The 13,830-nt window shown below is 45.5% G+C and carries 12 protein-coding genes; 6 read left to right on the top strand and 6 right to left on the bottom strand.

Annotated elements, in window-relative coordinates:
• Nucleotides 1-290 precede the first annotated feature (290 nt).
• From BLS23_RS18635 to BLS23_RS18660, 5 genes are all read right to left on the bottom strand, one after another.
• Nucleotides 291-1,304 carry an LLM class flavin-dependent oxidoreductase gene (locus tag BLS23_RS18635; RefSeq protein ID WP_089654537.1) on the bottom strand — a complete coding sequence of 338 codons (1,014 nt, stop codon included), beginning with the start codon at nt 1,302-1,304 and terminating at the stop codon, nt 291-293.
• Between the two features lie 914 nt (nt 1,305-2,218).
• Complete coding sequence (locus BLS23_RS18640) at nt 2,219-3,472, bottom strand: efflux RND transporter periplasmic adaptor subunit (protein ID WP_089654538.1); 1,254 nt, start codon at nt 3,470-3,472, stop codon at nt 2,219-2,221.
• Between the two features lie 23 nt (nt 3,473-3,495).
• A complete protein-coding gene (locus tag BLS23_RS18645; protein WP_089654539.1) occupies nt 3,496-4,167 on the bottom strand; it encodes a hypothetical protein in 672 nt (223 codons plus the stop codon).
• A 747-nt stretch (nt 4,168-4,914) separates the two neighbouring features.
• The gene (locus BLS23_RS18655) at nt 4,915-6,297 is read right to left on the bottom strand and encodes an MATE family efflux transporter (RefSeq protein WP_089654541.1); all 1,383 of its coding nucleotides are present in this window, start codon (nt 6,295-6,297) and stop codon (nt 4,915-4,917) included.
• A complete protein-coding gene (locus BLS23_RS18660) occupies nt 6,294-6,746 on the bottom strand; it encodes a MarR family winged helix-turn-helix transcriptional regulator (protein WP_089654542.1) in 453 nt (150 codons plus the stop codon). Before BLS23_RS18660 ends, BLS23_RS18655 begins: the two co-directional genes overlap by 4 nt.
• Nucleotides 6,747-6,935: 189 nt before the next feature.
• Between BLS23_RS18660 and BLS23_RS18665 the strand changes: the two genes are divergently transcribed.
• The 5 genes from BLS23_RS18665 (at nt 6,936) to abc-f (ending at nt 11,667) form a co-directional block, all read left to right on the top strand.
• Entirely contained in the window at nt 6,936-8,015 is a 1,080-nt protein-coding gene (locus BLS23_RS18665; RefSeq protein WP_143015304.1) for a hypothetical protein, read from the top strand.
• A gap of 31 nt (nt 8,016-8,046) precedes the next feature.
• The gene (locus BLS23_RS18670; protein ID WP_089654544.1) at nt 8,047-8,970 is read left to right on the top strand and encodes a YegS/Rv2252/BmrU family lipid kinase; all 924 of its coding nucleotides are present in this window, start codon (nt 8,047-8,049) and stop codon (nt 8,968-8,970) included.
• Between the two features lie 94 nt (nt 8,971-9,064).
• Complete coding sequence (locus BLS23_RS18675) at nt 9,065-9,529, top strand: MarR family winged helix-turn-helix transcriptional regulator (protein ID WP_089654573.1); 465 nt, start codon at nt 9,065-9,067, stop codon at nt 9,527-9,529.
• A 60-nt stretch (nt 9,530-9,589) separates the two neighbouring features.
• Nucleotides 9,590-9,697: an RAxF-45 family protein gene (locus BLS23_RS22165; RefSeq protein ID WP_279615135.1), complete on the top strand. Its 108-nt coding sequence runs from the start codon at nt 9,590-9,592 to the stop codon at nt 9,695-9,697.
• 107 nt (nt 9,698-9,804) lie between these two features.
• Nucleotides 9,805-11,667 carry a ribosomal protection-like ABC-F family protein gene (gene abc-f / locus BLS23_RS18680; RefSeq protein ID WP_089654545.1) on the top strand — a complete coding sequence of 621 codons (1,863 nt, stop codon included), beginning with the start codon at nt 9,805-9,807 and terminating at the stop codon, nt 11,665-11,667.
• 85 nt (nt 11,668-11,752) lie between these two features.
• On the opposite strand, the gene BLS23_RS18685 is transcribed toward abc-f, so the two are convergent.
• Nucleotides 11,753-12,850 (bottom strand): SDR family oxidoreductase, encoded by a 1,098-nt coding sequence (locus tag BLS23_RS18685; RefSeq protein WP_089654546.1) that lies wholly within the window; start codon nt 12,848-12,850, stop codon nt 11,753-11,755.
• A gap of 140 nt (nt 12,851-12,990) precedes the next feature.
• On the opposite strand from BLS23_RS18685, the gene BLS23_RS18690 reads away from it, so the two are divergent.
• Nucleotides 12,991-13,611, top strand: a complete 621-nt coding sequence (locus BLS23_RS18690) for an SDR family oxidoreductase (protein ID WP_089654547.1) — start codon at nt 12,991-12,993, stop codon at nt 13,609-13,611.
• The last annotated feature ends 219 nt before the right edge of the window (nt 13,612-13,830 follow it).

Here is a 13,830-nt window from a genome sequence, read left to right on the forward strand (position 1 = left end):
ACATGGGAGTTTATTCTTACACTCCCATCAAGCTGGATAGCTACTTATCCGAGAAGTGGTTTCGAGACACTGATATGGTAAAGGGGCGGAGGGGAATGGCGAGACTCCTGCGGGAAAAGAGTGCTAGGTGAGACCCCGCAGGACGGAGTCCGAGGAGGCTCAACGCGCTCCCGCGGAAAGCGAGTCATTCCCCGCAGCCCCAATTCACTCAACCAAAGTCTCGAAATCGAGTCTTACACAATCCTGCCTTTATGTTGAATAGTGGTGAAATAGAAAAAACCACGATGACGTTAGGTCATCGTGGTTGTGGAATGGCTTAATTGGAAAGCATCGGCGAGTAGTTCGTAGGAGCGTAATCGATCTTCGAATGGAGTGACGATCGTGTTGACGATCACTTCATCTACGTTGTAGCTCTCCGCCAACTGCTCAATCTCTTCCTTTACTTTTTCAACAGAACCGACAATCATCCGATTTCGGTTGTCCTGGATTCGTTCTTCTTCAAAAATGGTGTACGAATGACTGAGTGCTTCGTCGGGAGTGGGGAAGTGTGTGCGCTTTCCGCCTTGTTCAATTTGTAAAAGAGCAAGATCCAGACTTGAAGCCAAATACTCCGCATGCTCATCAGTTTCTGCACAGACGACAAAAACAGAGACATTTCCTATGGGCTTATTTTGCTGCATAGAGGTTGTGAAATAATCTTGATAGCGATCCATTGCCCGAATTCCACCACGTCCGTTAATGAAGTGGGCGAAGGAGTAAGAGACGCCTAAGTCTGCAGCCAAGCGAGCGCTTGTTCCGCTTGAGCCAAGCATCCACACGGGTGGTGCCGTTTCTCCTTTTGGTGTTGCATACACGTCCATACCGTGTGGGTCCTGTCCATGTAAATAAGCGATCAACTCTTCCACTTGGGATGGATAGTCTTCGATACTTGGCACTTTTCCACGGTTTAACGCTAAGTTGACGTTAGGCATCCCACCAGGAGCCCGGCCCACTCCAAGATCAATGCGATCAGGGTGGAGGGTTTCGAGAATTCGAAAGGCTTCCGCGACTTTATAGGAGCTGTAGTGGGGAAGTAATACGCCTCCTGTGCCAATTCGGATGTTTTTTGTATGGGCAGCCAGGTGGGCCGCGAGTATCTCAGGTGCAGACCCTGCAAGACTGCTTGTACTATGATGTTCAGACACCCAGAAACGGTGATATCCCAGCTTATCCGTCCACTTTGCGAGGTCTGTTGTTTGTTGTAAGGCTTCTTTTGGGTCTGTCCCTGTTAAGATAGGGGATTGATCCAATACACTTAATTTCATTTTCATACCCCATTTACTTCGTTCGTTGTCATTCTATCTAACTACTATCGTCCCATGTGCCACGTGCAGATGCAAATGTAAAACAATTCTTTTCCTTCTTTTCTCCAAACGAACCTTAACTATAGCTTCCTATACTTGAAGACTCAGTTTCGAGATGTTCCTGGGTTCGTTTCCTGGGTTGAGCGTAAGGGGTGGTTGGGAAGCCACTCGCTTTCCTGTGGGGGAGCGCCGAGCTTCCTCGGACTGCGTCCTGCGGGATCTCGCCTGTCTCCTTCTCCCACGGGAGTCTCGCAGCTTCCCAACCACCCCATTCGAAGCATGTGAGAAACGATTCCCTCTATCATGACGGGATGTCTTCCTCCCCAATCAGAAACTGGTAAAAAGCGCTTTACATCAAGCTTTCACGCTCGGAATGACCAATGGGGGGAGTTTTAAATTATCTACTTCGCTTTAGCAAACAAGCAGAGATTCTGAGAAGTGGTTTCGAGAGACTACACATGGTAAAGGGGCGGAGGGGAATGGCGAGACTCCTACCTTAAGTGTGGAGGCGCCTCGGTCAGCGGCGTTTGGACTGGACTGAGCTGGCGGAGATAAAGGAAACACGAAGAACGCAGTGATTCGATGTTGACTTATCGTACAGAAGCGAGGGAAGTCTCACTAGCCGCTAGGCGCCAGAACCGGATATCTAAGAGAAAAAAAGTGCATGGTGAGACCCCACAGGACGCAGTCCGAGGAGGCTCACCGCGCTCCCGCGGAAAGCGAGCTATTCCCCGCAGCCCCCATCCACTCAACAAAAGTCTCGAAACTGAGTCTTCAACAATCCTGCCGTATTCTTTAATAAATCTTAAAAGGGTATTTGTTGAGTGGACATAGAAAAGCCGGCTGTCTGGGGGACAGCCGGCTTTTCTTTAGAGTTATCTGGATAGGATGCCTAGTAAACCGTAAGTCAGGATGGACTGACGTTCCATCTTGAACATCTGGCGTACTCTAAGGTCATCGGTATGTAGTGGTGTGAAGAAGATCGCTTCATTTCTGAATTCATCTTTCGGCGCTACCGCGAGCCATTCACTATCTTCAAGACCTGATATGATCTCGACGAGGCCTTGTTCTTCAATTCCTGTTTCAATGTCACGGCGCTCTAGAATTCCTTCCTCATTCATCACCCATGCATAAAGATTTTCTTCAGTCTCTAACGCCTTTTCAACAGCAGTGACTACACCTAAAGCATCATCTGTAATGATTTTTAAATCCGCATGATAGCCAGCCAGCAATTCTTCGGAAGGGTTTTCCAGGGAAACTTTGAAAGGATAGCGGCTTGAGCGATGGACCTCGACTTCTTCTGGGTAATCGTCCACAGACGTCAATGTACCTGTCGTTTCATATTCCAGTTCGGGAACATGGATTTCGACGACCATTTCTTCTTCGATTTCCTTCCGTTCTTGTTCAGGTATGGTTCCTTCTAATACTAGGTTCGTAGATTCCAATGTAAGAAGAGGGGCGTCCAGGTCTTCAGAAATTTCGCTGACCGTTCCTGAAAAAGCGCTTGTAACGGTGATTCGATCACCTTCGTCCTGAAGCTGGTCCAGTTGGTCTTCCACCATTTCGAGCATGGCTTCTTGTTTTGCGAGTTCTGCTTCTTGTTCGGCAATCTTCTCTTCTTTCATGTACTCGGTTTCTACGTAGGAAGGGGGAGTAGCGTCACTTGTATCGGAATTATTGTTGAACAGACTTGAGTTATCGTTTGTGTCGGGAGGATCAGGTACGCGATAGCTCTCAATTTCGTCTATTAAATCTTCAATCGCGTCAATTTCTTCTTCTAATCGGCTGACTTCAGACTCAAGACGGGATTCCTCCTGATAATAGTTCAAGACATCGTACGTGTAGAGGTCATCACCCTCACTGACGGTGTCTCCTTCTTCAACAAGGAACTCATTGAACGATCCAACATCTTCATTGAAATAGACAGGCTCTGTTTCTTCAGACGTGAACACAGCTTTTGTATCCATTTTTTCAAATAAATCATAGGTGATTGTCTTGGACAATTCATTGATATAAGACTTGCGATCCACTTGTTCTCCTTCATCAAGGAAGATGAGGAAAGCATTGGTCGTAACGAAGGCGACAATCAAGATTCCGAGGATTCTGCCTTTAACATTGATTTTTTTCATAGATCTTTACACCTGCTGCTTTCTTATCTGAGTAAATAAAGGAGATACAAATCGAATTTAGATAGGGCGGCCGTACCTGCCCATAACAACATGTGCCAAAAAACAACACCGATCCAGATCCAGCCAATTTTCGTCTTAGAAAGCCAGGAGATACACTTCACCTGGTACCAAATGATGAAAAGTTGGAAGATGGAGATGGCTCCGCATAAGTAAATGACCCAATCAATGCTAGTGAAATAAGAGGCGATCACTCCGAAAGAAAAGGGAGAGACGTACCAATCAATACCTGCATAAACCATTAGCGGAATCCAGGTGATCCGTTCGATCAGCATGATCAGCAATACATTCATCTGCAGAATAAAGAGTTTTTTATAAGACACGTTGTTGAACAACCAGAAAAAGAAAGATGAAATGAAAAGCGTGAACAAGAATAAAAGGATCGCGAAACCGGCGCGTCCAATTAAGAACCAGGCTTTTCTCATTTCATATTCGACTCTGTTCAGGTCAGACATGTTGGCAGAAATCGCATCCGTACCGAGACCAAGCCACGCTGTCCAGACATATGTAAGAATCGTCAAACCTAATAAAAAGAATAATAGATTCCAAACGTTTTTGAGCCGTTCCGCTTCGTTCAGTTTGAACAAATGGTCTTCCCGGCTTGTAAATAGCTTTATTAAATGAATCGAGTATGTCATGCGTTCCATCCTTTAATATAGAAAATAAAACTCTCTGTCTTATTCTAACGGAAATTGTCAGTTGTTGCTATAATTACCTTGCAAACTAGTTGGAAAAAGTTAGGTGGATAAATTCCGTTGTTATTTTTTCATATAAGCTCCCGATTGTGGAAGAATCGATTTCGAGATGTTTGTTGTGTGGATAGGGGCTGCGGGGAATGGCTCGCTTTCCGCGGGAGCGCGGTGAGCCTCCTCGAGCTTCGCTCTGCGGGGTCTCACCAAGCACTTTTTTCCCGCAGGAGTCTCCCCATTCCCCTCCGCCCCCTTTGTCATGTATGTATCTCGAAACCACTACTGGAATAAGTTGCTTTTACTCACTAGGAAAGTGGAGGAGTATGAACTTCCATGACCGCTATTCTGAATGAAAAATCTTGCTATAGAGCGCTTTATTACTATAGACCAGGAATTTCATCCTTGGTTTATGGGTTCGTTTTACTTATACATTGAATGGGGTGGTTGGGAAGCTGCGAGACTCCCGTGGGATAAAGGAGGTAGGCGAGATCCCGCAGGACGAAGTCCGAGGAAGCTCGCCACTCCCCCACAGGAAAGCGAGTAGCTTCCCAGCCACCCCTGACGCTCAACCTAGCAACGAACCCTGGTTATCTCGAAATCGAGTTTTTCACAACCCTGCCATATTCTTTAATAATTAACGTCACCGTTTACAGAGCCAAAAATAAAGCACGGTGCTGGATGCACCGTGCGTTTCATTTAGCCTTGAGAAGGCGCCGCTTGGTAGGGCGGGTCTTGATTCTTCTCTTTAAAAAATAGCGATCGATCTTTATAAAGGAAGATCATGGATAGAACGAAAGCGAACAGATCAGAAAGAGGGAAGGCGAGCCACACGCCTGTCACTCCGAAGAAATTCGGCAAAATCAATACAAGCGGAATTAAGAATAGCACTTGGCGCGCCATAGACAAGATAAGCGCTGGCTTTGCCATTCCTAATGCCTGATACAGGCCGCCGCTGACCACCTGAGCTCCAATTAGAATGGCAAGAGCAAACATGATGCGGATAGCATAAGCCCCTGTTTCAATGGTCGCTTCATCTCCAGTGAAGATGTTCATCAAACCCTCTGGGAAGGCCATCATCAGGATGAAAATGCCCGCGGATATGATCGTAACGACTTTCATACCGAGCATAACCGTTTCTTTCAAACGGTCGTAATTTTTGGCTCCGTAATTATAGCCAATAATCGGCTGCATGCCTTGAAGGACACCGATCATCGGCATGATGGTGAACATCGCAAGCTTTTGTACGATTCCGAAGACACCGACTTCGAATTCACCGCCGAATTTAATGAGCATCAGGTTGATGGCGATCATCATGCCGCTTCCGGATACTTGTCGGATAAAAGCTGGCATACCGATGGTTAACACTTCACGGATGACGGACCATTGCGGTTTCAAATAGGAAGCTTTGACTACCAGTGAAGATTTCCCTTTTAAGAAATAATTCAAGACGACGATTGTTACGGTCGCCTGAGAGATGACGGTGGCAACAGAAGCTCCCTGTACCCCCATATCCAAACCGAAGATGAAAATCGGATCAAGGATCATGTTCAAAACAGCCGGTATGATCATTGTCATCATGGCAAACTTCGAGTTTCCTTCTGAACGGATGATGCTGTTCGTCGTAAAGGCGAAAGAAAAGAAGAACGATCCAAGCATGATCGGGAACAAATAGTCCGTTGCATAAGGCATAATGTTATCCGTTGCCCCGAACAGCTTCAGCAAAGGTTCAAGGAAAGTGAAGGCACCAATGAACCCGAAGCTTGAGACTATAACGATGGTAAAAAGGATATTTCCGAAAACCTGGTTGGCTTCTTCTTGTTTGTTTTCCCCTAAACGTCTAGAGATGACTGAGGCACCACCGATACCGACGGCTGCGGCAATGGCCATGATGATCATCATCACCGGGAAGCCGATGCTGACACCAGATACGCCTAAAATCCCGACACCACGAGCGATGAAGAGCGTGTCAACAACATTGTAGAGAGCCATGACAAACATGCCAATCATGGCGGGCACGGATAAGTTCGTTAATAATTTCGGGATGGGTTGGGTCCCTAACCGTTGACTTTGTTGTTTCATTTGTCTTCGCTCCTTGATGTTTTAGGTTTCAAGTTGGCTTGCATCTTTTTCAACCAGGAAATCATGACTTGCTGTTCTTCTTTTGACAACCCTTGGTTCGCCTCTTCTTCAATATCAGCAATGATTTTTAGAATGGTAGCATGCAACTCTAATCCTTTATCCGTAAGCTTCACAAGTTTTGTCCGTTTGTCTTTTTGGCAGGACCTTTTCATGATGCGTTCGTGCTTCAGAAGTGTTTCAATCAAGCCGTTCATCGATGATGCTTTAATATGCAGCTGTTTTTGCAGATCCGTTTGGGATTGCTCGCCCGCTTTGGCCAGGAAGTAGATGACTTTCGCCTGTGAGTGGGTCAATCCGTACTCTCCTAATCGCTGGTTATATATATTTTGTAAAAAATGCGCGACCATATTGATGTTGTAACCTAAGTTTTGATCTATGTTTTGTTTCATATTTACTTAGCCCCCTAAACAAATTATAGTATAATACGACTTCGCTTAGAAGTAAACGAAAGTGTTTCACATAAGAGGAGCTATGGCGAACTTATGAACTATTATCTGTTACATGAACTTTTTACCATCAAAGCTCAATCACATCTGCTGCTTTATAGTAAAATAAAGGAAAAGAAGGGGTGGGTCGTTATGGTTCAAATAGTAAAAACGCATCCGAAATCGTTTTACGGAGGCGTGCTTTTCATTGCTGCCTTACTGCTTTCAAACTTTTTTATTCAGAAAATGGAAGTGACAGGCCAAGTTCCACCAATTCTTGTGTTGGCGACCGTCCTTGATGTCATGATCATTCTCCCGGTCGTTCTTTTCTTATTTGTCCTCCGGAGAAAGGCGACATTGTCATTGCTTGCTCCTCTCTGGCTTTTAGGAGCAGGATTCGTCCACTGGATTGTTCCTGCATATGCTAAAGAACATCTGCAATACATGAACGTATCCATTATCCTCGTTGAGGCAGGTTTCATCCTCTTAGAACTTTTCCTTCTTGTTATTTTCATCAAGAATCTGAAGACGTGGAGAAATAACTTCAAAGCTTCAAAACACACAATTCCGCATTTACTTTCAAGAATTTCCATAGCGAACCAACAGACGTTTGGAGGCTATCCCAAGTTGGAACGGCTGATCGGAGTGATAGCCACAGATGTTTCCGCCATCCGCTATGTTTTTTTCCCGCATCTGGATGATAAGCTTGCTGGTGAACATACCTTCAGTTATCACAAAAACAGTGAATACTTCGGTGTTTTTCTCATGTTTGTTCATGCGATGCTCATTGAAATCATTGCTGTCCACGTCATGCTCATGCAGTACAGCCACACGATCGCATGGATTGCGACCCTCCTTGATTTTTATGCGCTCGTCTTCCTAATTGCCGACTATCAGGCCATTCGTAAAAGTCCTGTCGTCATTCAGAATAACCATCTTCATTTTCAAAAAGGGCTTCGTTTCCACATGACGGTGCCATTAGAAAAAGTGGCGGATGTTCGTCGGTATGAAGGGGAAGCCTTGCCTGGGGAACGTGATTCCTTCACTTTGATGCTTGCTGGGCTTGAAAAGGTGCCCCCGCAGTTCGAAATCCGGTTGAGCGAAGCGGTGGAGGGGTATCGTGTATTTGGTTTCAAACGTAAAGTGATGAAAATATTCCTGACTGTCGATGAACCAGAAAGGTTTTTACAAACATTAATTGAAGCACGACCGGTTTCAAAGAAAGACATTTAGTCAATTATGATAAGAGGAAGGAAGGGATTCTATGCCTCGTTATCAAAGTGGAATCTTTATATATAACGGAAAAAAGGACGAAGCAGAGTTAGAGACGGCTCTTTCGCAAGTGGTGCCGGTATTGAGTAAAGAGGTGAAGGAGTTAAAGATTATCCAAACGTTATCCTTGGACGATTTATATGAAAATTGCCGGCATTACGGGCCCGAGGTTGAAGTCTTTTTCATCTTTGGAGGAGATGGAACCTTGCATGAAGTCGTCAATTGTCTTGCACCGATGGAAAATCGTCCGGTGATCGGTGTGCTTCCAGGAGGAACGTGTAACGATTTCAGCCGGGTTTTGGATACACCTCAGCGGCTTAATCAAGCGGCTGCATCCATTATTGAAGGGAGAGAAGTTTCTGTGGATGCAGGGAAGACGGAGGACGATTATTTTATCAATTTCTGGGGCATCGGTCTTGTGACACAAACCTCCTTTAACATTGATGAAAATCAAAAGAATCGGTTCGGTGTACTCAGCTATTTCATGAGCGCACTGAAAACAATGAATCAGGCAACGCCTTTTCGTTTCAAACTGACCGTGGATGATGAAGAGGTCGATGGGGAGGCGGTGATGATTCTTGTCATGAATGGACAATTCATAGGGACGAGACGCCTTCCTGTCCCGACGATCGACTTGCAGGATGGGAAGTTTGACGTTCTGGTTGTGAAGAATTCCAATCTGACATTATTCAGGGAACTTATGACGATGGGACGGCCGCAAACCGATCAGAGTGAATTCCAGGAGCTTTCCCACTATCAAGGAGAGAAGGTGAACATCGATGTTGAATTTAAGCAGGATGTTGACATGGATGGGGAAATCAAAGGGAAGACACCGGAAAAATTGGAGGTGCTTCCGGGTCACTTTACCTTCTTAAGTGGAGGACCGAACGCGTTGCATAATATGGACAACCCTTAAGGAAACCGTGAATTTGCGGAAAAGGGGTGGTTTGACAGTTAGAATTTGTTAAACTTATACTATCTTTATCTTTTGTAAAGGATGGGCGAACGTGATGAACGAACAAGAACTGTACCGCAAGAAAAAACAAGATCCTTCGTTGAAGCTGTTTGTCGTATTGACAAAAGCTCAGCGTACCATCGCAGATTTAGTGAAGGATGATATCCAACGATATGAATTGAACCCGACAGAATTCGGAGTGCTTGAGCTTCTGTATCACCAGGGAGACCAGCCACTGCAGAAGATCGGGGAGAAAATTCTGCTCGCAAGCGGCAGTATCACCTATGTGGTGGACAAGCTTGAGAAAAAGGAATACTTGAAACGTGTGCCTTGTCCAAACGACCGACGGATCACTTATGCGTCCATTACGGAAAAAGGGCGGGACCTGTTGAACGGCATCTTCCCCGATCATTGGAAAGAGATTGAATCGATTATGGATGGGCTGACGGATGAAGAGAAGAAGGATGCCATCGAACTATTGAAGAAACTTGGGAAGTCCGCAGATTCCAAAAAAGAGTAGCCAATTTTCTGACGATCCGATATAATGAGAGTAATTCTAAAGACAAAGGAGGGTATGAAGATGTTACAGATGCACGTGCTTGACTATCAGATTAACTATGTACGCCGTGCAATTATTCACGATTCAGCTGTCAACGGGACACGTATGTCCAAAATGGCATCTGAATAGTGAAGCAATGTAGCGTCTCATACCTGATTATTCACAGATCAAAGTCAGAGGTAACGAGACCTCTGGCTTTTTTTGTGTTTTCAAAAAGTCTTTAGGAGGAATTTGAAATGATCATTACATTAAAGAATTTATATAAAATTGTCGGTGGAGAAGTATTGTTCGAAGCTTTGGATATGGAAATCAAACCCGGTCAGCGTGTCGGGCTTGTCGGTCGTAATGGCAGCGGAAAATCCACCCTTTTCAGAATCATGACCAAAGAGGAATCGTTGGATGGTGGTGACCTCTTCATTCAAAAAGGAGCGACCATCGGTTATTTGAAACAGATTCCAGCGGATTGGGCGGGAACGGGTAGAGCATACTTGCAGCTTGCCTTTACTGAACTCGTCTCTATGGCTGAACAGATGAAAGAATTAGAAGAGGATATGACACATCCTGAAAAAATGGAAAAAGCCATTGCCGCTTACGGGGAAATACAGGAGCGTTTCACTCACCGTGGTGGGTACGAAATGGATGCCTCCATCAAACAAGTGGCGAACGGATTGAATATCGCTCATTTGCTGGATCAGCCATTTTCAAGTTTGAGCGGAGGGGAGAAAACGAAACTTGGTCTTGCCAAGTTGTTGCTGGAAGACCCCGACGTGCTTTTGCTTGATGAACCGACAAACCATTTGGATCTACAAGCGATCGAATGGCTGGAAGCGTATTTGCAAGCCTACGACGGGACCATTTGTGTCATCTCCCATGACCGCGCATTCCTTGATCACATCGTCACAGACATTATGGATTTGGAATCCGGCGAAATTGATACGTACAAAGGCAACTACACCGCTTTTGAGAAACAAAAAGAAGAAAAATTGCTTGCCGAATTTCACCAGTATGAAGAACAACAGAAGAAGATTAAAAAGATGAAAGAGGCCATAAGAAGGTTGAGGCAATGGGCGAATGAAGCCACTCCACCGAATCCTAAGCTTTTCAAAAAAGCGAAAAGCATGGAAAAAGCGTTAGAACGGATGGAGAAGATTGATAAGCCGGTGATCGATCCGAAAAAAATGAATCTTTCCCTTGAATCGGATGGTCGGACAGGGAAAGACGTATTCACCATTGAATCGCTGAAGAAGCAATACGGCAACGAAACGATATTGGACGGTGTCGACCTTCACGTCCGTTATCAGGACCGGATCGCGATTGTCGGAGCCAATGGAAGCGGGAAATCCACATTCTTGAGAATTTTATTGGAAAAAGAAACACCAAGCGCAGGGACGATCAAACAGGCGCCGTCCATCAAAGTAGGCTATCTTCCGCAAAACCCTCTGCAGGAAGCCGATCGCGACCAGCGGATGATCGACCACTTCAGGGATCACATCCGGGTGACCGAAGGGGAAGCACGGCACAGGCTTGCGGGCTTCATGTTTTATGGATATGACGTCTTCCGTAAAATCCGCCACCTAAGCGGAGGGGAGCAGATGCGTTTGAAGCTTGCAATCTTCATGCACCAGGATATTCAGGTGCTGATCCTGGATGAACCGACCAACCACCTTGATGTGGAGTCACAAGAAGTTCTTGAAGAAGCGCTCAATCAATTTAAAGGAACGATTATCGGGGTTTCCCACGATCGCCATTTCCTGGACCAGTGTTTCACTCACACCGCTTTTCTTGTGGATGGAAAACTTCACAGGTATATCGGTACGTATGATGAAACGAAGAAACATTGGCACGCCCTTTTAGAAGCGCGTGAAGAAGAGAAGCCCGTAAAACGTGAAAAAATAGTAAATCCAGAAAACCACATCAAAGAAGAACCGATCATCGATTGGGAAAAAGAAATCGCTTGTCTCGAGGGGGAGATTTCAACCATCGATCAACAGATGCAGAACGGTGACAATGTAGATGAGTTAATGAAACTCCAACAGCACAAAGATAAGTTGGAAAAAGACTTAGAATCTCTTTATGAAAACTGGATGGAAGCCCAGTGATGGTCTGTCCAGTACTAGGAAAAGGGTAGGAAACGGAAAGTTTCCTACCCTTTTTGGTGACCGGCATGAACAACCCCGTATCCATCTATAGGATGGAAACATGTTTAGAAGGATCGCCTCTTTTCTCACGATAATAGTCGACGAGGGCGTCGGTATACGAAAAAAAATCAGGACAAAAGATGCCTGAGGCAGCGAGATCCATTTCTGCCTGATGGTTGTCATAGTCTGCACTACAAAGGAAGTAATCAAGAGCTTCTCTTTGAATACCTAAAACTTTCCGTAAAGAACGGAACTTTAGTGATTGGTTGGCAAGACTCAGTGGTAAGGAGAAACGAGGGTGTTTGTCCGCATACACATAACTGAGCTGCTCATAGATTTCTTTGGCTGTGTAAGGATTGGGGTCTGTAAGGTGGTACGTCTTGCCGCTGCTTTCTGGATGATGGGCAAGGTAGTTTGTCGCTTCAATAACATAATCCTGAGGCACGAGGTTGACACGTGCTGTTCCTTTTCCGAAATAAGGGAGAACGGGCAGACTTCTTAAAGCTTCTACTAAGTTCAATATAAAATAAGGTCCGTCGAATTTGGCGGTCGCTCCTGATTTAGTATGTCCGACTACGATCCCGGGGCGGATGATGGTTGTCGGGATTTTTTTGCACATCCGGTGAACGAGATATTCTGCTTCATGTTTCGTGTATTCATAATGATTTTTGAAACCTTTCCCATGAGCGAGGTCCTTTTCGTAAACGGTCCCTTCCCGTTTTCCTGAAACATAGGCGGTGCTGAAATAAATATAACGTTCCAAATGCAGGCATTGGGAAAGCCAGCGATTCACCTCTCTTGTCCCTTGGACGTTGACTTTCCATGCCGGCATGAGAGGGACGGCCAAATCATAAAGAGCGGCAAGGTGGAAAACGTGGGTCACCTCTTGTAGTAATTGCATAGATGTTCCGGATGAGAGTCCCAACCCTTCTTGAGTAATGTCCCCTGGGACGAGTTCGATTTTTCCAGTATTCACACCTTGGACTGTTCTCCACGTCTCTATCTGCTTTTTCGCTTGTTTTTCCATAGAGGGAAGGTGAAGGAGGTAGAGTTTCTCTATGGAATTCCTGTTCCTAAAAAGATCTTCAATTAATGCTGAAGCTAAATACCCTGGAAAACCGGTAAACAAATACGTGTTGGACATGACCATATCGCCTCCGTAATCCGTTTGATTACCTTTTCGTGATGGATCATTGAACTTCCTTCTTTTGCCTATTCACTTGTTTATTGTGCAGGAGGAGGGGAAAACAAGAACGAGTCACAGATTTTTTAGGAGGTTATCAAATGAAAGTTCTCGTTATAGGAGCCAATGGAAAAGTAGGAAAACACATAGTTGATAAACTTGTAGAAACCGAACACACCCCATATGCGATGGTCCGTAAGAAGGATCAAATTCCTCAATTCGAAGAAAAAGGTGTAGAAACCATACATGGAGACCTAATGAGAGATTTTGAACATGCTTTCAAAGGAATGGATGCCGTCATCTTCGCGGCAGGATCCGGCCCTGATACAGGCGCAGACATGACCATCGTCATCGATCAGGAAGGAGCAATCAAGGCAGCGGAGCATGCGGAAGCCAATGGGGTGAAGCGGTACATGATGTTAAGTTCAATCGGAGCAGACCGCGCGGAAGAAGCGCCCGACGATTTCAAATTTTATCTTTACGCTAAACGACGCGCCGATGAATACTTGAAAAGTACAGACTTGGATTATACCATCGTCCGCCCCGGCGGTCTGACCAACGATGCAGGCACAGGGAAGGTGACGTTGAAAGAACGTACAGACCAAGGAGAGATTCCACGTGAAGATGTTGCCGCCACACTTGTTCATCTTCTCTCTGTAGAAGATTCCATCCACCAAAGCTACGACCTCATCAGCGGCGACACACCGATTGAAGAACTATAAAAAAGAAGGAGCCTCGCGCTCCTTCTTTTTTAAGTCGTTTGTTTAAGTATATGGCAGGATTGTGGAAGACTTGATTTCGAGATGTTTCGGGTTTCGTTTGCCGTATTGAGCGGTAGGGGTGGCTGGGAAGCAACTCGCTTTCCTGTGGGGGAGCGCCAAGCTTCCTCGGACTACCGCCCGCCGGAACCCCCCCAGCCCCCTTCTCCCACGGGAGTCTCG

The organism is Halobacillus aidingensis, from assembly GCF_900104185.1.
Lineage (GTDB): Bacteria > Bacillota > Bacilli > Bacillales > Halobacillaceae > Halobacillus > Halobacillus aidingensis.

Coding starts and splice junctions, on each gene's coding strand:
- BLS23_RS18645 (WP_089654539.1), bottom strand. CDS start 4,167: ATGACATACTCGATTCATTTAATAAAGCTATTTACAAGCCGGGAAGAC.
- BLS23_RS18670 (WP_089654544.1), top strand. CDS start 8,047: ATGCCTCGTTATCAAAGTGGAATCTTTATATATAACGGAAAAAAGGAC.
- BLS23_RS18660 (WP_089654542.1), bottom strand. CDS start 6,746: ATGAAACAAAACATAGATCAAAACTTAGGTTACAACATCAATATGGTC.
- BLS23_RS18690 (WP_089654547.1), top strand. CDS start 12,991: ATGAAAGTTCTCGTTATAGGAGCCAATGGAAAAGTAGGAAAACACATA.
- BLS23_RS18655 (WP_089654541.1), bottom strand. CDS start 6,297: ATGAAACAACAAAGTCAACGGTTAGGGACCCAACCCATCCCGAAATTA.
- BLS23_RS18675 (WP_089654573.1), top strand. CDS start 9,065: ATGAACGAACAAGAACTGTACCGCAAGAAAAAACAAGATCCTTCGTTG.
- abc-f (WP_089654545.1), top strand. CDS start 9,805: ATGATCATTACATTAAAGAATTTATATAAAATTGTCGGTGGAGAAGTA.
- BLS23_RS18635 (WP_089654537.1), bottom strand. CDS start 1,304: ATGAAATTAAGTGTATTGGATCAATCCCCTATCTTAACAGGGACAGAC.
- BLS23_RS22165 (WP_279615135.1), top strand. CDS start 9,590: ATGTTACAGATGCACGTGCTTGACTATCAGATTAACTATGTACGCCGT.
- BLS23_RS18640 (WP_089654538.1), bottom strand. CDS start 3,472: ATGAAAAAAATCAATGTTAAAGGCAGAATCCTCGGAATCTTGATTGTC.
- BLS23_RS18665 (WP_143015304.1), top strand. CDS start 6,936: ATGGTTCAAATAGTAAAAACGCATCCGAAATCGTTTTACGGAGGCGTG.
- BLS23_RS18685 (WP_089654546.1), bottom strand. CDS start 12,850: ATGTCCAACACGTATTTGTTTACCGGTTTTCCAGGGTATTTAGCTTCA.